The 21,822-nt window shown below is 59.0% G+C and carries 21 protein-coding genes; 12 read left to right on the plus strand and 9 right to left on the minus strand.

Annotation, left to right across the window (positions count from 1 at the left end; genetic code table 11):
* Nucleotides 1-91: 91 nt before the first annotated feature.
* Genes ACIOMO_RS23925 through ACIOMO_RS23940 form a run of 4 tightly spaced genes read left to right on the plus strand, consistent with a single transcriptional unit; the run spans nt 92 to nt 4,066 of the window.
* On the plus strand, nt 92-1,018 hold the full coding sequence (locus ACIOMO_RS23925) for a DUF72 domain-containing protein (protein WP_159815621.1): 927 nt from the start codon (nt 92-94) through the stop codon (nt 1,016-1,018).
* Nucleotides 1,015-1,812: an endonuclease/exonuclease/phosphatase family protein gene (locus ACIOMO_RS23930; protein WP_053124281.1), complete on the plus strand. Its 798-nt coding sequence runs from the start codon at nt 1,015-1,017 to the stop codon at nt 1,810-1,812. Before ACIOMO_RS23925 ends, ACIOMO_RS23930 begins: the two co-directional genes overlap by 4 nt.
* The gene (gene clsB / locus ACIOMO_RS23935; protein ID WP_212551335.1) at nt 1,809-3,083 is read left to right on the plus strand and encodes a cardiolipin synthase ClsB; all 1,275 of its coding nucleotides are present in this window, start codon (nt 1,809-1,811) and stop codon (nt 3,081-3,083) included. The genes ACIOMO_RS23930 and clsB overlap by 4 nt, the downstream gene beginning before the upstream one ends.
* On the plus strand, nt 3,080-4,066 hold the full coding sequence (locus ACIOMO_RS23940) for a lysylphosphatidylglycerol synthase domain-containing protein (RefSeq protein ID WP_401243960.1): 987 nt from the start codon (nt 3,080-3,082) through the stop codon (nt 4,064-4,066). The genes clsB and ACIOMO_RS23940 overlap by 4 nt, the downstream gene beginning before the upstream one ends.
* Nucleotides 4,067-4,180: 114 nt before the next feature.
* Here the strand turns inward: ACIOMO_RS23940 and ACIOMO_RS23945 are convergent, their stop codons facing one another.
* The 3 genes from ACIOMO_RS23945 to ACIOMO_RS23955 all read right to left on the minus strand — a co-directional run bounded on the left by ACIOMO_RS23945 (nt 4,181) and on the right by ACIOMO_RS23955 (nt 7,311).
* Nucleotides 4,181-4,939, minus strand: a complete 759-nt coding sequence (locus ACIOMO_RS23945; RefSeq protein WP_053124286.1) for a S9 family peptidase — start codon at nt 4,937-4,939, stop codon at nt 4,181-4,183.
* Entirely contained in the window at nt 4,929-6,038 is a 1,110-nt protein-coding gene (locus tag ACIOMO_RS23950; protein WP_401243962.1) for a DUF3182 family protein, read from the minus strand. The genes ACIOMO_RS23945 and ACIOMO_RS23950 overlap by 11 nt, the downstream gene beginning before the upstream one ends.
* A gap of 271 nt (nt 6,039-6,309) precedes the next feature.
* The gene (locus ACIOMO_RS23955) at nt 6,310-7,311 is read right to left on the minus strand and encodes a GlxA family transcriptional regulator (protein WP_401243964.1); all 1,002 of its coding nucleotides are present in this window, start codon (nt 7,309-7,311) and stop codon (nt 6,310-6,312) included.
* Nucleotides 7,312-7,411: 100 nt separating this feature from the next.
* Between ACIOMO_RS23955 and ACIOMO_RS23960 the strand changes: the two genes are divergently transcribed.
* The 7 genes from ACIOMO_RS23960 (at nt 7,412) to ACIOMO_RS23990 (ending at nt 12,640) form a co-directional block, all read left to right on the plus strand.
* A complete protein-coding gene (locus ACIOMO_RS23960) occupies nt 7,412-7,966 on the plus strand; it encodes a cysteine hydrolase family protein (RefSeq protein ID WP_401243966.1) in 555 nt (184 codons plus the stop codon).
* Between the two features lie 241 nt (nt 7,967-8,207).
* Nucleotides 8,208-8,789: a YjfI family protein gene (locus ACIOMO_RS23965; RefSeq protein WP_246542012.1), complete on the plus strand. Its 582-nt coding sequence runs from the start codon at nt 8,208-8,210 to the stop codon at nt 8,787-8,789.
* 17 nt (nt 8,790-8,806) lie between these two features.
* Complete coding sequence (locus ACIOMO_RS23970; RefSeq protein WP_053124296.1) at nt 8,807-9,505, plus strand: PspA/IM30 family protein; 699 nt, start codon at nt 8,807-8,809, stop codon at nt 9,503-9,505.
* A gap of 176 nt (nt 9,506-9,681) precedes the next feature.
* Nucleotides 9,682-10,332 (plus strand): DUF2491 family protein, encoded by a 651-nt coding sequence (locus tag ACIOMO_RS23975; RefSeq protein ID WP_400649309.1) that lies wholly within the window; start codon nt 9,682-9,684, stop codon nt 10,330-10,332.
* A 15-nt stretch (nt 10,333-10,347) separates the two neighbouring features.
* A complete protein-coding gene (locus ACIOMO_RS23980) occupies nt 10,348-10,773 on the plus strand; it encodes a DUF350 domain-containing protein (protein ID WP_053124298.1) in 426 nt (141 codons plus the stop codon).
* Nucleotides 10,774-10,790: 17 nt separating this feature from the next.
* On the plus strand, nt 10,791-11,480 hold the full coding sequence (locus ACIOMO_RS23985) for a DUF1190 domain-containing protein (RefSeq protein ID WP_212546239.1): 690 nt from the start codon (nt 10,791-10,793) through the stop codon (nt 11,478-11,480).
* Nucleotides 11,481-11,482: 2 nt separating this feature from the next.
* Entirely contained in the window at nt 11,483-12,640 is a 1,158-nt protein-coding gene (locus tag ACIOMO_RS23990) for a glutathionylspermidine synthase family protein (protein WP_401243969.1), read from the plus strand.
* A gap of 69 nt (nt 12,641-12,709) precedes the next feature.
* On the opposite strand, the gene ACIOMO_RS23995 is transcribed toward ACIOMO_RS23990, so the two are convergent.
* From ACIOMO_RS23995 to ACIOMO_RS24005, 3 genes are all read right to left on the minus strand, one after another.
* On the minus strand, nt 12,710-14,035 hold the full coding sequence (locus ACIOMO_RS23995; RefSeq protein ID WP_401243971.1) for an acyltransferase family protein: 1,326 nt from the start codon (nt 14,033-14,035) through the stop codon (nt 12,710-12,712).
* A 146-nt stretch (nt 14,036-14,181) separates the two neighbouring features.
* Entirely contained in the window at nt 14,182-14,706 is a 525-nt protein-coding gene (locus ACIOMO_RS24000; RefSeq protein ID WP_008081898.1) for a single-stranded DNA-binding protein, read from the minus strand.
* Nucleotides 14,707-14,715: 9 nt separating this feature from the next.
* Complete coding sequence (locus tag ACIOMO_RS24005) at nt 14,716-16,113, minus strand: MFS transporter (protein ID WP_053124304.1); 1,398 nt, start codon at nt 16,111-16,113, stop codon at nt 14,716-14,718.
* Between the two features lie 191 nt (nt 16,114-16,304).
* Between ACIOMO_RS24005 and uvrA the strand changes: the two genes are divergently transcribed.
* The gene (gene uvrA, locus ACIOMO_RS24010; protein WP_008081903.1) at nt 16,305-19,139 is read left to right on the plus strand and encodes an excinuclease ABC subunit UvrA; all 2,835 of its coding nucleotides are present in this window, start codon (nt 16,305-16,307) and stop codon (nt 19,137-19,139) included.
* A 65-nt stretch (nt 19,140-19,204) separates the two neighbouring features.
* Here uvrA and bfr read toward each other — a convergent pair whose 3' ends face one another.
* The 3 genes from bfr to rplQ all read right to left on the minus strand — a co-directional run.
* Entirely contained in the window at nt 19,205-19,672 is a 468-nt protein-coding gene (gene bfr / locus ACIOMO_RS24015) for a bacterioferritin (protein WP_053124309.1), read from the minus strand.
* 149 nt (nt 19,673-19,821) lie between these two features.
* Nucleotides 19,822-21,276: a catalase gene (locus tag ACIOMO_RS24020; protein WP_401243974.1), complete on the minus strand. Its 1,455-nt coding sequence runs from the start codon at nt 21,274-21,276 to the stop codon at nt 19,822-19,824.
* 241 nt (nt 21,277-21,517) lie between these two features.
* Nucleotides 21,518-21,822 (minus strand): 50S ribosomal protein L17 (gene rplQ, locus ACIOMO_RS24025; RefSeq protein ID WP_401243976.1); only part of this gene is annotated, 305 nt, incomplete at its 5' end.

Consider the following 21,822-nt stretch of genomic DNA (forward strand, 5'->3'; position numbering starts at 1 on the left):
TGACCGTCCGTAACGCCACCGAAACTTTCCCGATCCGCCCGCAGTCATCAAAAGACAGCGGCAACACGAGGGCTTTCAACGGGAGGGTGGCATGGCGACGATTCACATCGGTATTTCCGGCTGGCGCTACGAACCGTGGCGCGGGGACTTCTACCCCAAGGGACTGGCGCAAAAGCGCGAACTGCAGTTCGCGTCGAGGGCGGTCAACAGCATCGAAATCAATGGATCGTTCTACGCCCTGCAACGGCCCGAACGCTATGCGCAGTGGTACGCCGAAACACCCGACGACTTCGTCTTCAGCGTCAAAGCCCCGCGCTTCATCACCCATATCCGCCGTTTGCGCGATATCGAAAAACCCTTGGCTAACTTCTTCGCCTCCGGGATTCTCGAGCTCAAGGAAAAACTCGGGCCGATCCTTTGGCAGTTCCCGCCGAACTTCAAATTCGAGCCCGAGCGTTTCGAGCATTTCCTCGCGCTATTGCCCCACGACACCGAAGCGGCCGCCGCCCTCGCCCACCAACACGATTCCCACCTGCACGGCCACGCGAGCATGAAAGCCTGGCGCAAAAAGCCGTTACGCCACGCCGTGGAAATCCGCAACGACAGCTTCCTCGATCCCGAATTTGTGCGGTTACTGAAGCGCTACAACACCGCGCTGGTAATCGCCGACACCGCCGATAAATGGCCGTACCGCGAAGATCTCACCAGCGACTTCGTTTACCTGCGCCTGCACGGTGCCGAAGAACTCTACGCCAGCGGCTACACCGCGCCAGCCCTCAAGCGTTGGGCCGAGCGCATCGACGCCTGGCACCATGGCGAGCAACCGAAAGATGCCCATCTGATCGCCCCGCGCTTGAAGCCGCGCGCACGCAAATCCCGCGAAGTGTTCTGCTATTTCGACAACGACATCAAAGTCCGCGCGCCCTACGACGCCCGTGATCTGCTGCACCGTTTCGAGCTGGATAAAGACCTCGCCACCACCCCCGGTGAACCCGCTGGCGAAGGAGTGCTGGCATGAGTATTTCAGAACCGGTCGGCTTCACCGATGAAGGCTCGGTCGTCGCGCCGTCGGTGCGTACTTTCACCGTGCTGACGGTCAACACCCACAAGGGTTTTACCGCCCTCAACCGGCGCTTCATCCTTCCGGAATTGCGCGAAGCGGTGCGCAGCGTCGCCGCCGACGTGGTGTTCCTGCAGGAAGTTCACGGCACCCACGAGCATCATCACAAGCGCTACAGCAATTGGCCGACGATGCCGCAGTACGAATTCCTCGCCGACAGCCTCTGGCCGCAGTTCGCCTATGGGCGCAACGCGGTGTACCCGGACGGTGATCACGGCAATGCGTTGCTGTCGAAATTCCAGATCATCCGCCACGACAATCTCGACGTGTCGATCAGCGGCCATGAGAACCGTGGCCTGCTGCATTGCGTGCTGCGTCTGCCGGGCGACGGCGCCGAGATCCATGCGATCTGCGTGCATCTGGGCCTGCGTGAAAGTCATCGCAACGCCCAGTTGAAGCTACTCGGCGAACGCTTGGCCGAGCTGCCGGACGACGCGCCCGTGATCGTCGCCGGTGACTTCAATGACTGGCGTCAGCGCGCCGATGCGTTGCTCAAACCCTGTGGCTTGCGCGAAGTGTTCGCCGAGCACCACGGCAAACCGGCGCGCAGTTTCCCCGCACGTCTGCCGACCCTGCGCCTCGACCGTATCTATGTCCGTAACCTCAAAGCCAGCCAGCCGAAAGTCCTCGCCAACCGGCCCTGGTCTCACCTTTCCGACCACGCACCGTTATCGGTGGAGATCGAACTATGAACAGCGCGCCGCTGGAGAAATCCGCCGTGGAACCCATCAGCATTACCCCGCCGGTGCGCGAGCCCGGTCAGGTCGACGTCGAGTACCGCTGGCAGGGCGGCAACCATGTGCAATTGCTGGAAAACGGCGAGGAATACTTCCCCCGTGTGTTTGAAGCAATGCGTGCGGCGAAGAGTGAAATCATTCTCGAGACCTTCATCGTTTTCGAAGACAAGGTCGGCGCCGAGTTGCAGGAGATTCTGATTGATGCGGCCAAGCGCGGCGTGCGCACCACCGTCAGCCTCGACGGCTTCGGTTGTGGCGAGTTGACCACCGGTTATCTCGCCGCATTGAGCGAGGCCGGCGTGCATTTGCAGATTTTCGATCCAGCGCCGAAACGCCTCGGCATTCGTACCAACTGGTTCCGCCGCTTGCACCGCAAAATCGTCGTGGTCGACGGCATGGTCGCGTTCATCGGCGGGATCAATTTTTCCGGCGATCATCTGGCCGATTTCGGCCCCGAAGCCAAGCAGGATTATTCGGTGGAAATTCAGGGCCCGGCGGTCGCCGACATCCATCACTTCGCCCTGCTGCAAAGTGGCCGGCCGGGCCGCGCGCGGTTCTGGTGGCAACGCCGGCGCCAGCGTCGCGCGGAAATGGCCTTCGATGATCATGACGGTCAGGTGCGTCTGGTGTTCCGCGACAACGACCAACACAGCACTGATATCGAAGACGTTTATCTGCAAGTGCTGCGCCGCGCCAAACGCCGTGTGGTGATCGCCAACGCCTACTTCTTTCCCGGTTACCGCTTGCTGCGCGAAATGCGCAATGCCGCGCGGCGCGGTGTCGATGTGCGGCTGATCCTGCAAGGCCAGCCAGACATGCTGGTGGCGAAACTCGCGGCGCGCATGACCTACGATTATTTGCTCAAGGCTGGCGTGCAGATTCACGAATATTGCCAGCGTCCGCTGCACGGCAAAGTCGCGCTGGTCGATGAAGAATGGAGCACCGTCGGCTCGAGCAATCTCGATCCGCTGAGTCTGTCGCTGAACCTGGAAGCCAACGTGCTGATCCGCGATCGCGCGTTCAATCAGCATCTGTTCGAGCGCCTCGAAGACCTCAGCCAAAACCACTGCAAAGCCATGGACGCCAGCAAGTCGCCACGCGGGCGCATCTGGCACATGACCGTGGGCTTTCTGGTGTTTCACTTTCTGCGGCATTTCCCGGCGATGGCGGGTTGGTTGCCGGCGCACAAACCGCGGCTCAAGCCGTTTCGAGGTAACCGCTCATGAGCCATTCCGAAGCGCACCCGAGCGGTCACGCGGCGCCAGCGACGCACTCGAAATGGAGCCGCTGGAAACGTCCGCTGACGCTGCTGTTCTTCCTCGCATTGATCGTGTTGCTGACGATGTTCGCCACGCGCATCGAATGGAAAGAAGTACTGGAAACCCTCGCCGATTTCAAAGTGCGCACGCTGATCATTGCCGCCAGCCTGACGCTGCTGAGCTTTCTGGTGTACGCCAGTTTCGACCTGATCGGCCGCACCTACATTCGTCAGGATCTGACCTGGAAACAGATTCTGCCGGTGGGGATTATCAGCTACGCGTTCAATCTGAACCTGAGCGCGTGGGTCGGCGGCATCGCCATGCGTTATCGGCTGTATTCACGGTTGGGCGTGAGTAAAGGCAACATCGCCAAGATTCTCGGGCTGAGCCTGGCGACCAACTGGTTTGGCTACATGACCATTGCCGGCGCGGTGTTCAGCAGCGGTCTGGTGACTATGCCGCCGGGGTGGAAAGTCAGCAGCGACGCGTTGCAGGGCATCGGGGTTTTGTTGCTGCTGGTCAGCGCCGGTTACCTCGCGGCGTGTCAGTTTTCCAAGCGCCGCGAGTGGTCGATTCGTGGCGTGGAAATCAACCTGCCGTCGCTGCGCATGGCGGTGTTGCAACTGCTGTTGGGCGCGTTGAACTGGTCGCTGATGGCGGCGGTGATTTTTACGTTACTGCCTAGCAAGCTGGATTATCCGTTGGTGCTGGGTGTGCTGTTGATCAGCGCGATTGCCGGGGTGATCACGCATATTCCGGCGGGGCTTGGCGTGCTGGAGGCGGTGTTTGTTGCGCTGCTGCAGCACGAGGCTTCGCGAGGGAGTCTGGTGGCGGGGTTGCTGGCGTATCGGGCGATTTATTTTCTGTTGCCGTTGTTGATTACGGTGGTGATGTATTTGGTGGTAGAGGCCAAAGCCAAGGCGTTGCGGATAGAGAAGAAACCTTCTTGAGATTGTTGTTGAATTTGAAATCGCAATCGCGAGCAGGCTCACTCCTACAGTGGAACGCATTCCAAAATGTAGGAGTGAGCCTGCTCGCGATTGCGCCCGACAGAACAACACAGATTATGTGGATTGAATAATGCTCAACCGTTCGCCGACGACCATCTCGGTAATCCAGTCCACCAATATCGAGGTGTACGCCTGCTGCGAAACCGGCTCGCTCAGCGCGTGATCGGCACCATCAATAATCCGGTGTGTCAGCGAATGCGTCTGCTGACACGCCGCGCGGTAACTCATGATCGCCGCGTGCGGCACGTAGTCATCGGTTTCCGATTCAACCAGCAACACATCCCCGGTGAACTGCGAGCACGCATGCAGCGCACGGTTACTGTCAGCGCGCACCAGCGTGCTTCGGTAGTCACGCAAATCCGCTTTATCCAGCTCCCGCTTCGGCGTGTGCCATTGCTCGTCGCGATACAACGCCGGCACCCGCAGCGCCAGCCAGCGCACCGGGCGCAGTGACGTCAGGATTGCAGCCAGATAACCGCCATAACTGGTGCCGACCACGGCAATCGCCGAGGTATCGAGCGCAGGATGCGCGAGCAAGCGGTCATACGCCGCGAGCAAATCACGCAGATTGTCTTCACGGGTGACGCGGGTCAGCGGAATTCCGGTGCCGCCGGTATGCCCGCGCAAGTCGAAGGTCAGGCACACGCAACCCAGTCCGGCGATGCCTTTGGCCCGTTCAAGATCTCGCTCCTGACTGCCGCCCCATCCGTGAACAAACAACACCCCCGGGACTTTCGATTTGGGACTGAGAAACGTCCCGCTCATCTGTTCATCATCAATGTCGATTTGAATGCTTTCGCTTCTAGCCGTCATAAGATTTGACCGTTACGTATTTGAGGAGAAATTCACTGTTTTCCGCCGGGCCGCGATACACCTCGATGGCGTCTGCCGGCAGCGGCTGATCGATGTAGGTTTCCACTGAAGACACACGAATCGCGCGCATCCCCGGGTCGTTGACGAAGCTTTGCAGCGCGGCAACTTCAGCACTGCTGGCACCGCCCATGCGCCAGGATTGTTCGAGCACGCCGCTGCGGGTTTTGCCGTTGCTGTCCAACCCTTGAGCGATGTCGTAATTGCGCCGCGAGGCGTAGAAGCGCGGATAAGCTTCATCGGCGGCACTGTCGAAAATCTGCGCCTGTTCGATGGCCAGCCGGACATCATCCGCCAGATCCAGCTTCAGCAGATCGGCAAAGCCGCCCTGCACCACCAGCAGGTTCGAACCACCATACACGTCTTCGCCGTGGGCATCTTTGGTCAAGTATTGATCACCGCAATAGCTCAGCACTTTGTCGCCAATGAACGTCTGGCCGACGCTGTGAGTAACGACGTCGCTCAAGTCCTGTTCCAGTACCACGCCTTCGCTGAACTGTTTTTCGATATCCGGCCGGGCGAGGATTTCATCGAAGGCGTCGAGGCTCTTGATCACTTCCTGGCCGCGACCGGCGCAGGCATGAACCGGCTTCAAACGGATCGGCCCGTTGTACAGCAAATGCTCGGCGGCGGGTCGCGCATCTTCCAGGGAAAACACGCTGAGGCCGTCGAGCACCACGTTGCGCACCCGTTCGGAAAACAGCGGCGACCAGCCCTCAGGCGCATGAGCCAAGTGGCTGCGCAAACCGTGGCTGATGGCTTTGGTGCAAATGAAGTCGTGCTCGACAAATCCGCCCCACAAATCTTCCGGGCCTTTGATGCCGAGCTCGTGAGCGTGGGTGGCGCCGACGATGGTTTGCGTCGGCAATAGATAAAGGTCACGACCGCGATGTTTTTCCGGGTCGTAACTGCCACCGAATTTGAACCCGAGAATTTGCGCCAGCCAGCGGGCCAGCGCTTTGTTGGTTTGCACTTCGTGCTGCGGCGCGCCGGCACGCACCGAGTGGGCGACGACGATTTTCCTGCGGGTGATCGGGGTCATGCGTCCCCCTTCCCTCGGTTCGATGACTGTAGCGATGAAGGGTGCAGAGATCAGGCCAACGGCTGCTCTACGGAAACTTTTGTTTAATCAAAAACTTGGCGAAATCGTGCTGGCACCACGCCTGTTTCAATCTGCACGACCGCCGACAAAACCCCGGCAAATTGCACGATCTATTTCCCTTGTAGGAGCAAAGCTTGCTCGCGAAAGCGCTGTATCAGGTGGCAAATATGTGACTGACACACTGCCTTCGCGAGCAAGCTCTGCTCCCACATTAGGCATTCGTTGCTTTTGGGGTTGGGGTCACACCAAACCGCGCCCGATAATCACTCGGCGCCAGCCCGGTGATCTTCCTGAAGATCGCCCGAAACGCTCCCGGATCCTGATACCCCACTGTCCACGCAATGTGATCGATCGTGCCATTGGTGAACTCGAGCATCTCGCGCGCCTTGCCCACCCGCAGATGCTGACAATACTCGGTCGGCTTCAACCCGCTCGCCGCGCGAAACCGCCGCAGAAACGTGCGCTCCTCCAGCCCTGCACGCTCGGCCATCGCGGTCAGCGAAACATCCGTCGCGCCGGTGCTTTGCAGCCAATGCTGAACCTTGAGAATCGCCGCATCGCCATGACTGAGAATCGGCGCAAAATTGCTCCCGCACTCACTGGCACTGTCGCTATGCTCGATCACCAGAAAACGCGCGGTACCGGTGGCGATGCTCGGCCCGAGCAGCCTGTCGACCAGGCGCAAGCCAAGCTCCGACCAGGCCATCAATCCAGCGGTAGTAATCAGGTCGCCGTCATCGACGATGGGCGTATCGGCTTTCAATTTGATCTTCGGGTATTGCTCGGCGAACGCCTTGGCCGACGTCCAGTGGGTGGTGGCGCTACGGCCATCGAGCAAACCGCTTTCCGCCAACATCAGCGAACCCACGCAGACACCGCCGAGCGTCGCGCCACGGGCATGTTGATCGCGCAACCACTGCGCAAGGCTGGGTGGCATGTTTGCCGAACTGAAGCCGCCAATTGACGGCGGAATCAGCACCGCCAGCAAATCGCTTTCGTCGCCCGGATGACTGTCGTAAACCCGCGCGGGCGGCTGATCACCGTCGACCTGCCAATGACTGACCCGCAGCATCGGCAATTGCGCGGTCTGATGCTCAGCGGCAATGCGGTTGGCCACGCCGAACAGATCGGTCAAGCCATGCACCGCCGCCATCTGCGCGCCGGGATAAATCAGCACGCCGAGTTCAGCGATGGCGGCTTTTTCAACGCCCATTGTCAGTTTTCCCCTGTCTATTGTCGGTGCGGCCAATCCTCGAATCATCGGCCAGCGCCAATACTTGCACCACACCAACAAACACTTCGAGGACACACCCATGGCCAAGCAAGCACTCATCGTAGTCGATATCCAGAACGACTACTTCCCCCAAGGCAAGTGGCCGCTGGTCGGCGCTGATGCCGCCGCCGACAATGCCGCGCGACTGATTGCAGCGTTCCGCGAGGCGGGCGATTCGGTGGTGCACATCCGCCACGAATTCACTTCGCCGGATGCGCCGTTTTTCACTCCGGGTTCGGACGGCGCCAAACTGCACCCGAAAGTACTCAACCGCGCCGACGAGCCGGTCGTGCTCAAACACTTCGTCAATTCGTTTCGCGAGACTGAACTGCAATCGATCCTCGATGAGCAAGGCATCAAGGAGCTGGTGGTGGTCGGCAGCATGAGCCACATGTGCGTCGATGGCATCACTCGGGCAGCAGCGGATCTTGGCTACACCGTGACGGTGATTCACGACGCCTGCGCCAGCCGCGATCTGGAATTCAACGGCCTGACCGTGCCTGCCGCCCATGTACACGCCGCGTTCATGTCAGCACTGGGCTTTGCCTACGCCAATGTGATCTCGACGGACGAATTTCTGTCGGCTGATCGCTAAGCAACACTTTGCAAACAGTCTATAAACAGAGGGCCCGCCACGTTGCGGGCCTTTTTTCGTCTGTCATAAAAAACTCACGCGTGAGTCATTGCTGGCATTTTGGATTGGTTGTAGTGTGGCTCACGCGTGAGATGTTCATAACCGAGTCATAGCCATGAAAAGCCGTTCCCCCACCGCGAAATCCGAAAGTCCCAAGGGAGAGCGCGCGAAGGCGTCCGCAAAAAAACCGTCGAGCTTTTATATGAAGCAGATGCGTGCGGGCCTGGCCGCTGCCGGTTATGTGAAACACGAAACTTGGGTGCTTCCCGAAAACCGAAGCTTGCTCAAGCAAATGGAGCAACAGCTACGCCAACCGATTCTGGCTGGCTCTTTCATGTCGGAGAATTACATGAGCGCAGGCAACAACTGGAACATCGATAGCCTCTTCAACGCCCTCAAGGCCCTGGACGAGGTGGCTTCGCACGAGATCACGCTGTCTCTGATCCAGAGCTCTGAACCCAGCATCAAGCTGGAAATGAACGAATTCGGCGGTCTGCCGATTCACATCGCCGTCGCCGGTCAGCAGATCATCGTTGACACCGTGCTGGTCGATATCGATTCGATCACCGACGTGCACGCCTTCAACGACGCCGTGTTGCGCAGCCGGGAAATGTTCCCGCTGTCGTCGATCGGTATCGAGTCGATGCCCAACGGGCAGACCGTTTACAACATGTTTGGCGCCCTCAGCGCCGACTCGAGCCTGACCAACGTGGTCACCGAGGTGAAAACCCTGGTCGACAACGTGCAGCGCGCGAGCGAAGCCTTCGAACACTTCTTCAAGTAATCAACAGGGAAAATCCAATGACTCAGTCCATCTGGAGCAAGTTGTTCACCGCACTGCGCGGCGGCGCCAATGAAGTCGGCGAATCGATCGTCGACCAACAGGCCCTGCGCATCCTCGATCAGGAAATCCGCGATGCCGACACCGCCCTGTCGAACGCACGTCGCGAGCTGGTCACCATCATGGCCAAGCACAAACTGGCCGCCGATCGCGTGAGCGAGTACGACGCCAAGATCAAGGATCTCGAAGCCAAGGCTGTGTCGGCGTTGAACGCTGGCCGTGAAGATCTGGCGCTGGAAGTGGCCGAAGCGATTTCGACCCTGACCAACGACCTCGATGCCGAGAAAAAGCAGAGCGACGAGTTCGGTGTCTACGCCGAAAACATGCGCAAAGACATCAACAAGGCCGAAGCCCGCATCAAGAGCCTGCGCCAGCAAGTCGACATGGCCAAGGCCCGCGACAGCGTGCAAAAGGCTCAGGTCAGTGCGTCCATCGCCAGCGGCGGCGCCAACGGCAAACTGGAAACCGCCGTGGGTACGCTGAACCGCCTGCAAGCCAAACAGCAACAACGCGCTGCCGAACTGAGCGCTGCCGATGAACTGGCAGACGCCGCGACCGGCAATGACCTGGATCGCAAACTGCAAGAAGCCGGCATCACGCCGAACGCCGGCAGCGCCAATGCGATCCTTGAGCGCCTGAAGCAGAAATCCGCTCAGTAACATCGCAACCTGCCCTGTGTAGGAGCTGCCGAAGGCTGCGATCTTTTGATCTTGTCTTTAAAAACAAAATCAAAAGATCGCAGCCTTCGGCAGCTCCTACATGGGATCCCGGCCCGGTACACTAGCCACGCTTTTTCCGCCGACGAACACTTCCACCCGCCTCAAGGAACGTACCCATGGGATGGTTTAAAGATTTGCTGGGCACCAGCAACTGGCAGACCGCTGCGCCGACACCGACCGTTGCCAGTGGCCCACTCGGCATGGCCCAGGGCAAGGCTGTCAGGTTCGATACGACGCTGGCGCTGTTGCTCGACGGTTCGACCACGGTGCGCGTGCCCTTCGATCAAGCGATCTGGAGCGCCGGTTGGGTCGACCTCGGCCAGTCGAACAAACTGCACCGCTATTACATGAACGACGAGGATTTCTGGCTGCAGATCCACGTTACCGGCGACGACCAGATCGAATCGGTCACGCTGTTCAACTACCTCAGTTACGTGACCGTCAACAGTGACGCCGAACTGCAGCGCCTGGCCGGCCCAAGTAGCGCGATCGGCCTGCCGACCTACACCCACGATGGCGTCGAGTACACCCGCGAATGGGGCACCGAACAGGGCCAGACCGAACTGGTGCCGATGACCGAACAAGTCATCAATCCGGACGAGTCCTACACCATCGAACACCACTCGATGCTCTACGCACGCGAAACCGGCCTGACCGATCGCCGCGAATTGCTGCTGTTCTCCGTCGAACAGGACGAAGAAGGCACCGTCAGCCTGAGCACCTCGTTGGGTATCTCGCTGTACACGACTGATCTGAGCCCCATCTAAAAAAGGAAGTTTTTCATGCTGGAAGTGCTGGCCGTTTCCCTGAACAAAACCGCGCTGGTCGGTTTCGTCGTCTACCTGATCGGCGCCGTGCTGCTGTTCATGCTGTTCCAATTCGTCTACACCCGCATCACCCCGCACAAAGAGTTCGAGTTGATTCGCTCCGGCAACGTCGCCGCCGCCATCGCGCTGTCCGGTGCGATCATCGGTTTCGCGATCCCGGCCAGCAACGTGATCGCCTTCTCGGTCAACGTCCTCGACTTCGTCCTGTGGGCAGTGATTGCCGCTGTTGTGCAACTGCTGGCATTCCTCGCCACCGGCTTGGTGCTCAAAGGCACCTCGCAGCGCATTGCCAACGGTGAAATCGCTTCGGGCATTTACGTGGCAGCGGTCGCCATCAGCGTTGGCATGCTCAACGCCGCGTGCATGACCCCGTCCAACTGACCGGCAGGAAGCCTTCGATGAAACGCAGTAAATATGTGCAGTTGTCCCTCGCCGCGTCGGTGGCCATGGCCATCTCCGGTGAAGCGGCGGCGGTCGAGCAGCCGCGTAACTTCCAGAGCGTGGAACAGTGTGTCGATGCCGAAGTGGCCGCCGATGTCTGCTCCAACGCTTACGTCGCCGCCCTGACCGAACACCGGCGCATCGCCCCGGCGTACGACGACAAGGCCAAGTGCGACGCCGACTTCGCCGCCGACTGGTGTCAGAAAAATTCCGACGGCCGCTTCGTGCCGAAACTCGGCGGCTTCAAAGTGCCGCAGAACGGTGAACCGGCGCAGAACCTCGACGCCATCGCCGGCGCGCAAATGCCGGCGGGTGACGCAGCCGCCGCGCAGAATGTGCAAAACACTTCGCACACCTCCAGTGGCGGCGGCAGTGGCTGGCTGACCGGTTGGCTGATCGGCAACGCGATGAGCAACAACGTCAATCGCACGGTGTACCGCGATCGCGACACGCGCCAGCCCTACAACACTTCGACGCAATACCGCCGAGCCGAAACGACGACGCGCAGCCAAACGGATTACGAAAGCAGCAAAAGCAAACCGGTCAACGTTGCCTCGTCGACCTCGCGCGGCGGTTTCGGTAGCCAGTCGAGTGCTCGCAGCGGTTGGGGTGGCTGGGGCAGCAGTTCCGGTCGCTCGAGCAGCTGACGATGAAGAAAATCCTCTGCGCCGAGCGCCCCGACTGGAAACAGACCGCCGAAAGCCTCGGCTTTATGTTCCACACCATCGACGACGAGCCCTACTGGGACGAAAGCGCGTACTACCAGTTCACGCTCGCGCAGATCGAAAACGATCTTGAGGATCCGACCACCGAGCTGCACGAGATGTGCATGGATCTGGTCGACCGCGTGGTCAACAGCGAAGAGTTGCTGGATCGTCTGAGCATCCCGGCGCCGTACTACGACATGATCCGCACCTCCTGGCGCGAAGGTCATCCGCATCTGTACGGGCGCATGGATTTTTCCTACAGCGGTAACGGCCCGGCGAAACTGCTGGAGCTCAACTACGACACGCCGACCAGCCTGTACGAGGCAGCGGCGTTTCAGTGGGGCTGGCTGGAGCAATGCATCGAGTGCGGCACGCTGCCGGCGAATGCCGACCAGTTCAACAGCATCGACACCAAGCTGCATCAGGCCTTTGCTGAACTGAAGCTGACGCGGCCGTTCTATTTCTCTTCGATGAAAGACTCGATCGAAGACAAGGGCACCACCGATTACCTGCGGTTGATCGCAGAAAAAGTCGGCATCGAATCGCGGCACATCGACATTGAAGACATTGGCCTGACTTCTGAGGGCCGCTTTGTCGATCTGCAGGATCGCTGGATCCCGCACCTGTTCAAGCTGCACGCCTGGGAGTTCATCTTCCACGAACCTTTCGGCGCGGCGATTGCCGAGTGCGATACGCAGTTTTTTGAACCGGCGTGGAAGGCGATTCTGTCGAACAAAGGTGCGCTCCCTTTATTGTGGGAACTGCACAAGGGTCATCCGAACTTGCTCGCGGCGCACCTTGATCCAAACCCGGCCAGGGCGGTGCCCAAGGGTTGGGTGCGCAAGCCGTACTTTTCCCGTGAAGGCGCGAACATTGAGTTGCAGACGGCTGAAGGTCTGATCGTCAAAGAAGACGGGCCCTACACCGATGCGCCGTTTATCCTGCAGGAGTTTGCGCCATTGCCGAAGTTTGGCGACAGCTACACGCTGATTGGTTCGTGGGTGATTGGCGATCAAGCCGCAGGCATTGGCGTGCGCGAAGACAACAGCCTGATTACCAAAGACTCGAGCCGCTTCCTGCCGCACCTGATCCTCGACTGAGCCATAGGCCACTTTTCAGCCATAAAAAAACCGTAGCGCGTGAGCTCTACGGTTTTTTTTCGCCCTCGGTCAAGACAGCTCTGTCGAGCGTACCGGACGATCTGCCGGGAGTTTGTCCCTGGCGGTTTCCGACGCGCTCACACCAGCCATTCTGCGCCGTGCGATTTCCGCGCCGCGACGACGCAGCGGAGTTTCGACAAAACGGTAGTTCAACTCGCTGCAGACCAACATGATCGCAAACGAGGTGAGCAACATTTCCACGGTGAACTCAGGCCCCAGTTCGACACCTCTGTCGCTGGCCACTCGACTCCAGATTTCGGTACTCAAGTGGTAGGCGAACATGTGTATGACGTACAAAGCGTAAGAACGCGAGCCTAGCCATTGGGCAATTCCACTCAAGAACGCCGGGCAGTAGACATAGCCTTTTTGATAACTCGAGAGCCAGACCAGAACCAATGCATTCAACGCGATCAGCCCCACCGCGATGGGCATGGCGATCAGTTGCCCGGCAATGGCCCCGAGCATGTACAGCAAGAACAGCGTCAACCCGAACCGTTTGATCAGGCTGGCGCCCAGCGCCACTGGCTCAATGTCTTTGTACAGTGAGGTGCGCGTGAACAGGCACAGAAGAATGCCCCACATCATCGCATCCAGACGGAACGAGAAGAGCATGGCCGCCGTTGGCCCGCCGAAGGCATAGCGATTGAACGGGAACTGCACGGCAATCAGTGCGAGCAGGGCGATTACTCGCCAACGGGTGGATGTGATCAGCAGCAGAAACAGCGGGAAGATAAAGTAAAACTGCTCCTCCAGCGCCAGGCTCCAGTACACCGAGTTCGGCCCCAGCAGCACACCGTACTGGTTCGCCAGATTGCCGGTGAAGGTTGCGACGGCCGTGAAGCTGCGCAAATTATCGAACCACGACTGGAACGCATTCGACTGGTTGAAAAAGATCGAGAACGCCAGCGGAATCAACACCCACAGCCATGCCGTGGGCAGCAGACGGTAGGCCCGCCGGATCCAGAACGAGGTGGCCGCGAGGCCGAATCGGCCCTGCTCACGATTTTTATCAAAATAGTCGAGGTACGCTTTGCTGACCACGTAACCGGAAATGCAGAAAAAAAGATCCACCCCTGACCACGGGGAAAACACATTGAATACTTTCTGCATGAAGTCGCTATGGAATGGCAACAACAACGAACTATGGGCCAACACCGTCATCAGAATGGCCACGCCGCGCAGATACTCGATTTCCTTGTTCTTGCTACTGCTCATCGTTTTCTCTTGTTTTTGTGATGGACGCAGCCCAGCTCCCCGGGATCCTGCTTTTGCAAAAAGGCGCCTGAATATCCAGTCGCAGGTACGGATCATGGTGCGACTGGCGGCAGCCTTCAAGACTCAGTGCGAAACTTTCCGTGATCAGACCAAACGACTCATCGGTCATGAGTTGAACGAGTCGACACCTTTGGCCCGTCCAGAACGACAAAACCCCCGCAATGCGGGGGCTTCGTGGCTAAATCAAAGGTGATTCAGCGGGCAAATCAGAACGGGATATCGTCATCAAAGCTGTCGAAATCCGGAGCCGGTTGCGGTGCGGCCTGCTGAGGAGCCGGGGCCGAACGCTGTTGCGGAGCCGACTGCTGCGGACGCGGCGCCTGCTGGCGTGGAGCCGGAGCGGACTGCTGATAGTTGTTGCCACCGCCTTGCTGGTCGCCCTGTTGTGGACGGCCGCCGAGCAGTTGCATGGTGCCTTGCATGTCGACCACGATTTCGGTGGTGTAACGCTTGATACCGTCTTTTTCCCACTCACGGGTCTGCAGCTTGCCTTCGATGTAAACCTGCGAACCCTTGCGCAGGTATTCGCCGGCGATTTCGGCGACTTTGCCGAACATCGAAACACGGTGCCACTCGGTCTTTTCGACCTTCTGACCGGTTTGCTTGTCGGTCCACTGTTCGCTGGTTGCCAGACTCAGGTTGGTCACGGCGTTACCGTTAGGCAGGTAGCGAACTTCGGGATCCTGGCCGCAAGTGCCGACCAATATGACTTTGTTAACCCCACGGGCCATAACGTTCTCCTAGGCGTCGCAAGCAGCCCCGGCCGGGTTGTTCACCAGGCGTTCGAGGGTGTCGCGATCCACTAATTCTTTGTCCAGTTTGATGTAAACAGCCGCTTCATCAGCAACTATCACTGCATCGGTTACCCCTACGAGGGCCTTGAGGCGCTCGACCAGACCCGCTTCGCGGATCGCCTCGGGCGACAACGGCAAGCGCAGGCTCGTCACGTAGGGAGGTTCGCGCATGGTAACAGCAAAGGCCAGCCAAAGTGCAGCCAGCCCGGCACATCCAAGGAACACAACCGACAGACCGCCATGCTGAAACAACCAGCCGCCGAGTATCCCGCCAAGTGCCGAACCAAGGAACTGGCTGGTGGAATACACGCCCATGGCCGTGCCCTTCCCGCCCGCCGGTGAAACCTTGCTGATCAGCGACGGCAATGAAGCCTCCAGCAGATTGAACGCGGTGAAAAACACCACCGTGCCGATCACCAGAGCCCGCAAGCTGTCACCGAACTGCCAGAAGAATAGCTCAGTCAGCATCAGCGTCGTCACGGCGCCGAGCAAAACTCGTTTCATTTTGCGTTTCTTCTCGCCATAGATGATGAACGGGATCATGGCGAAGAACGAAACCAGCAACGCGGTGAGGTAGACCCACCAGTGCTGTTCCTTGGGCAAACCGGCTTTTTCGACCAGTGCCAGAGGCAGCGCGACGAAGCTCGACATCAACATGGCATGTAACACAAAGATGCCCAGATCGAGGCGCAGCAGATCAGGATGTTTGAGCGTCGGCATCAACGCCTGACGCGCCACACCGGATTCGCGGTGAGTCAGCGGCCCGGTCGATTTCGGCACCATGAACATGACGATGACGATGCCCACCAGCGCCATGCCACCGGTGGCGAGAAACAGTCCGGACAAGCCAAACGCACGGGTCAGCAATGGCCCGACGACCATGGCCACGGCGAACGACAGACCAATCGTCATGCCGATCATGGCCATCGCTTTGGTACGGTGCTGCTCGCGAGTCAGGTCGGAAAGCAACGCCATGACCGCTGCGGAAATCGCCCCGGCGCCTTGCAGGATTCGCCCGGCGATCACGCCCCAGATCGAATCGGCTTGAGAGGCGAGCACGCTGCCGAGGGCGAAGACGATCAGCCCGAGGTAAATAACCGGGCGGCGGCCAATGCGGTCGGAAATGACCCCGAACGGGATCTGAAAAATCGCCTGGGTCAGGCCGTAAGCGCCGATGGCCAACCCGATCAGGGCCGGGGTCGCTCCCGCCAAATCCATGCCGTAGGTTGCCAGTACCGGCAACACCATGAACATGCCAAGCATACGGAAGGCGAACACCAGGGCCAGACCGCTCGCTGCGCGGGTCTCGCTGCCACTCATGCGTTCGCTGTGGGGATCGTGCATGGATAAACCTCGTGTGAACCGGCGGCGATTCTACCAGTCCCATCGAAAGACGGGGTAGATCGCGACGCTTTGACGCGTACAGATGAAACACTCTTCATTCAGGGCAAACAACGCTACGCTTGATAGTGTGCATCCATCCAGTATTTGCCCGTATACTCTTACGCTTTCGACGCCCGCCGAGCGAGGCCACTTTGGACAAGATCCTGATACGTGGGGCCCGTACCCACAACCTGAAGAACATCGACCTGACCCTGCCACGGGACAAACTGATCGTCATCACCGGCCTGTCCGGATCCGGCAAGTCGTCCCTGGCTTTCGACACACTGTACGCCGAAGGTCAGCGCCGCTATGTCGAATCGCTGTCGGCCTATGCCCGCCAGTTCCTGTCGATGATGGAAAAACCCGACGTCGACACCATTGAAGGCCTGTCGCCGGCGATTTCCATCGAACAGAAATCGACCTCGCATAACCCGCGATCCACGGTCGGCACCATCACCGAAATCTACGACTACCTGCGTCTGCTCTATGCACGCGTGGGTACGCCGCGCTGCCCGGATCACGATATTCCGCTGGAAGCGCAGACCGTCAGCCAGATGGTCGACCTGGTGCTGGCGCAGCCCGAAGGCAGCAAACTGATGCTGCTGGCGCCGGTGATCCGCGAGCGCAAAGGCGAACACCTTTCAGTTTTCGAAGAGCTGCGTGCGCAAGGTTTCGTCCGCGCGCGCGTCAACGGGCGCATTTGCGAGCTCGACGAGCTGCCGAAACTGGATAAACAGAAGAAGCATTCGATTGATGTGATCGTCGACCGCTTCAAAGTGCGCGCCGATCTGCAACAGCGTCTGGCCGAGTCCTTCGAAACCGCGCTGAAACTGGCCGACGGCATCGCACTCGTAGCGCCGATGGACGACGAGCCGGGCGAAGAGATGATTTTCTCCGCACGCTTCGCCTGCCCGATCTGCGGCCACGCGATCAGCGAGCTGGAACCGAAGCTGTTCTCCTTCAACAACCCGGCCGGCGCCTGCCCGACGTGCGATGGTCTGGGGGTGAAGCAGTTCTTCGACATCAAGCGACTGGTCAACGGCGAGCTGACCCTGGCCGAGGGCGCGATACGCGGCTGGGATCGGCGCAACGTCTATTACTTCCAGATGCTGGGTTCGCTGGCGTCGCACTATAAGTTCAGCCTGGAAAAACCGTTCAACGAACTGACCGCCGAACAGCAGAAACAGATTCTGCACGGCAGCGGTTCGCAGAACGTCGACTTCAAGTATCTGAACGACCGTGGCGATATCGTCAAACGTTCGCACCCGTTCGAAGGCATCGTGCCGAATCTGGAACGTCGCTACCGCGAGACCGAATCGGCGAGCGTGCGCGAAGAGTTGGCCAAGTTCCTCAGCACCCAGTCCTGCCCGGATTGCCGTGGCACGCGTCTACGGCGTGAAGCACGCCATGTGTGGGTCGGCGAGAAGACGCTGCCAGCGGTGACCAACCTGCCGATCGGCGATGCCTGCGTGTACTTCGGCGAACTGAAGATGACCGGGCGTCGCGGCGAGATCGCTGACAAGATTCTCAAGGAAATCCGCGAGCGTCTGCAGTTCCTCGTTAACGTCGGTCTGGACTATCTGTCGCTGGATCGCAGCGCGGACACCCTGTCCGGCGGCGAAGCACAGCGTATTCGCCTGGCCAGCCAGATCGGTGCCGGCCTCGTCGGTGTTTTGTACATCCTCGATGAACCGTCGATTGGTTTGCACCAACGCGACAACGACCGCTTGCTCGGCACGCTCAAGCATCTGCGTGACATCGGCAACACGGTGATCGTGGTTGAGCACGACGAAGATGCGATTCGTCTGGCCGACTATGTCGTGGATATTGGCCCGGGCGCCGGTGTGCACGGCGGGCAGATTGTTGCCGAAGGTACGCCGGCCGAAGTCATGGCGCACCCGGATTCCCTGACCGGTAAATACCTGTCGGGCCGGGTGAAGATTGAAGTGCCGGCCAAACGTACGCCACGCAACAAGAAGCTGACCCTGTCGCTCAAGGGCGCGCGCGGTAACAACCTGCGCAATGTCGATCTGGAAATCCCGATCGGCCTGCTGACCTGCGTGACTGGCGTGTCCGGCTCGGGCAAATCGACACTGATCAACAACACGCTGTTTCCGCTGAGCGCCACCGCACTTAACGGCGCGACGACGCTGGAAGCCGCCGCGCATGACAGCATCAAGGGCCTGGAACATCTCGATAAAGTTGTCGACATCGACCAAAGCCCGATCGGCCGTACGCCGCGCTCCAACCCGGCGACGTACACCGGGCTGTTCACGCCTATCCGCGAACTGTTTGCCGGCGTGCCCGAGTCGCGCTCCCGTGGTTATGGCCCGGGGCGTTTCTCGTTCAACGTCAAGGGCGGTCGCTGCGAGGCGTGCCAGGGCGACGGTCTGATCAAGGTCGAAATGCACTTCTTGCCGGACATTTATGTGCCGTGCGACGTGTGCAAGAGCAAGCGCTACAACCGCGAAACCCTTGAGATCAAATACAAGGGCAAGAATATCCACGAAACCCTCGAAATGACTATCGAGGAAGCGCGGGTGTTCTTCGATGCGGTGCCAGCGCTGGCGCGCAAGCTGCAAACGTTGATGGATGTCGGCCTGTCGTACATCAAGCTCGGGCAGTCGGCGACCACGTTGTCCGGCGGTGAAGCGCAGCGCGTCAAGCTGTCCCGCGAGCTGTCGAAGCGTGACACCGGCAAAACTCTGTACATCCTCGACGAGCCGACCACAGGCCTGCACTTCGCGGATATCCAGCAATTGCTCGACGTGCTGCATCGCCTGCGCGATCACGGCAACACCGTGGTGGTGATCGAACACAACCTCGACGTGATCAAGACGGCCGACTGGCTGGTCGATCTCGGGCCGGAGGGTGGTTCCAAAGGTGGGCAGATCATCGCCGTGGGTACGCCGGAGCAAGTGGCCGAGATGAAACAGTCTCACACTGGCCATTACCTCAAACCGTTGCTGATCCGCGATCGGGCTTAAACGCCGGGCATGAAAAAGCCCCTGTCACTTCAACAGTGACAGGGGCTTTTTTGTACCTACTGCGATCAGGAGGTGTGCGATTGCAGGTAGTTCTCGAGACCAATCAGTTTGATCAGGCCCAACTGCTTTTCCAGCCAGTAGGTGTGATCTTCTTCGGTGTCGTTCAACTGCACACGCAGGATCTCGCGGCTGACGTAGTCTTTGTGCTGCTCGCACAGCTCAATGCCTTTGCACAGCGCTGCACGAACTTTGTACTCAAGGCGCAGATCCGCTTCGAGCATCTCCGGCACAGTACTGCCGACATCCAGATCATCCGGACGCATGCGCGGTGTGCCTTCGAGCATCAGAATGCGGCGCATCAACGCATCAGCGTGCCCCGCTTCTTCTTCCATTTCGTGGTTGATTCGCTCGTAGAGCTTGGTGAACCCCCAGTCCTCATACATCCGCGAATGAACGAAATATTGATCACGCGCGGCCAGTTCGCCGGTCAGCAACGTGTTGAGGTAATCGATTACGTCTGGGTGGCCTTGCATCGCCCTACATCTCCCTACTTGAAAGTCTGTAGTTTGAACCAACCTGACCGGAAGGTCACCCGTTTAGCGCAATAAAAGCGAAGATATTCTGAGAAAAGCAGCCTAAATAACGCAAAAACCGCCCAAATGAGGGCGGTTCTGCTTCTCGTTTAGACTTCGTTAAGCTGTACGTTGAGCAGCTTTGCGATTGCTTCTCCATACGCCGGATCGGCTTTGTAGAAATGCTGCAACTGGCGATCAACGACATCACTAGAAACACCACTCAGTGCACCGGCGATGTTGCTGACCAGCAGTGCTCTTTGATCGTCGCTCATCAACCGGAACAGCGCACCGGCGTGGCTGTAGTAATCGGTGTCTTCGCGGTGATCGTAACGATCAGCCGAGCCGCTCAGGGCCAGCGCAGGCTCAGCGTAATGCGGAGCTTGTTTTGGCGATTCGATGTAGCTGTTCGGCTCGTAATTCGGTGCTGCGCCGCCATTGCTGCCGAACGCCATCGAACCGTCGCGCTGGTAAGTATTCACCGGGCTGCGTGGCGCGTTCACCGGCAGTTGCTGGTGATTGGTGCCTACGCGGTAGCGATGCGCATCGGCGTAAGCGAAGACGCGACCTTGCAGCATGCGATCCGGCGACAGACCGACACCTGGCACCATATTGCTTGGGCCGAACGCGGCTTGTTCAACTTCAGCGAAGTAGTTCTGCGGGTTGCGATTCAGTTCCAGCTCGCCCACTTCGATCAGCGGGAATTCTTTCTGCGACCAGGTTTTGGTCACGTCGAACGGGTTCTCGTAATGCGCCGCCGCTTGCGCCTCGGTCATGATCTGAATGCACACGCGCCATTTCGGGAAATCACCGCGTTCAATCGCTTCAAACAGATCGCGCTGGGCGTAATCCGGGTCGGTGCCGGCAATACGGGCAGCATCCGCAGGTGCCAGATTCTTGATGCCTTGTTTTGTCTTGTAGTGCCACTTCACCCAGTGACGCTCGCCTTGCGCGCTGATGAGGCTGTACGTGTGACTGCCGAAGCCGTGCATGTGACGGTAGCCGTCAGGAATGCCGCGATCGGAGAACAGAATGGTCACCTGGTGCAGCGCCTCAGGCGAATGCGACCAGAAGTCCCACATCATCTGCGCGCTCTTCAGATTGCTTTGCGGCAGCCGCTTTTGCGTGTGAATGAAGTCCGGGAATTTTAGAGGATCACGGATGAAGAACACCGGGGTGTTGTTGCCAACGATGTCCCAGTTGCCTTCCTCGGTATAGAACTTCAGCGCGAAGCCACGTGGATCTCGCTCGGTGTCGGCCGAACCACGTTCGCCACCCACGGTAGAGAAACGCAGGAATGTCGGGGTTTGTTTGCCTACAGATTCAAACAGTTTGGCGCTGGTGTACTCGGTGATATCACGAGTGACAGTGAACGTGCCGTAAGCGCCCGAGCCTTTAGCGTGGACACGACGTTCAGGAATGTTTTCACGATTGAAGTGAGCAAGTTTCTCGAGCAGGTGGAAATCGTCGAGAAGCAGCGGGCCACGTGGGCCGGCGGAGCGAGAATTCTGGTTATCAGCGACAGGTGCGCCACTGGCGGTCGTAAGCGTTTTGATCTGGCTCATACGGTCTTCTTCCTCTGTCAGTCTTGGAACTGCCGGCTAATCGGCTTGGTGGGAAGTATTGATCATCGACGCGAGAGCCACAAATTCATTAACTCGTGCACATCGATAGATAATTACTAATTATGATTCCCGGCCCATGGTGACAGCTGACCTATGTCAGAAGCTTGTACGAACAGCGCATTTTTCATGCAGACACAAAAAACCGGGCACTAGGCCCGGTTCTTTGTTTCAGACTGACGTCCTACTCGGCGGATACAGCTTCGCCAGCAGTAGCACGATCAACCAACTCGACGTACGCCATAGGCGCGTTGTCGCCAGTGCGGAAACCGCACTTGAGGATGCGCAGGTAGCCACCCTCACGGGTAGCGTAACGCTTGCCCAGGTCGTTGAAGAGCTTACCAACGATGGCTTTCGAACGAGTACGGTCGAATGCCAGACGGCGGTTAGCCAGGCTGTCTGTCTTGGCCAGAGTGATCAGCGGCTCAGCAACGCGACGCAGTTCTTTGGCTTTCGGCAGTGTTGTTTTGATCAGCTCGTGCTCGAACA

It is taken from the genome of Pseudomonas sp. NPDC087804 (genome assembly GCF_044742965.1).
Classification (GTDB): Bacteria; Pseudomonadota; Gammaproteobacteria; order Pseudomonadales; family Pseudomonadaceae; genus Aquipseudomonas; species Aquipseudomonas rustica.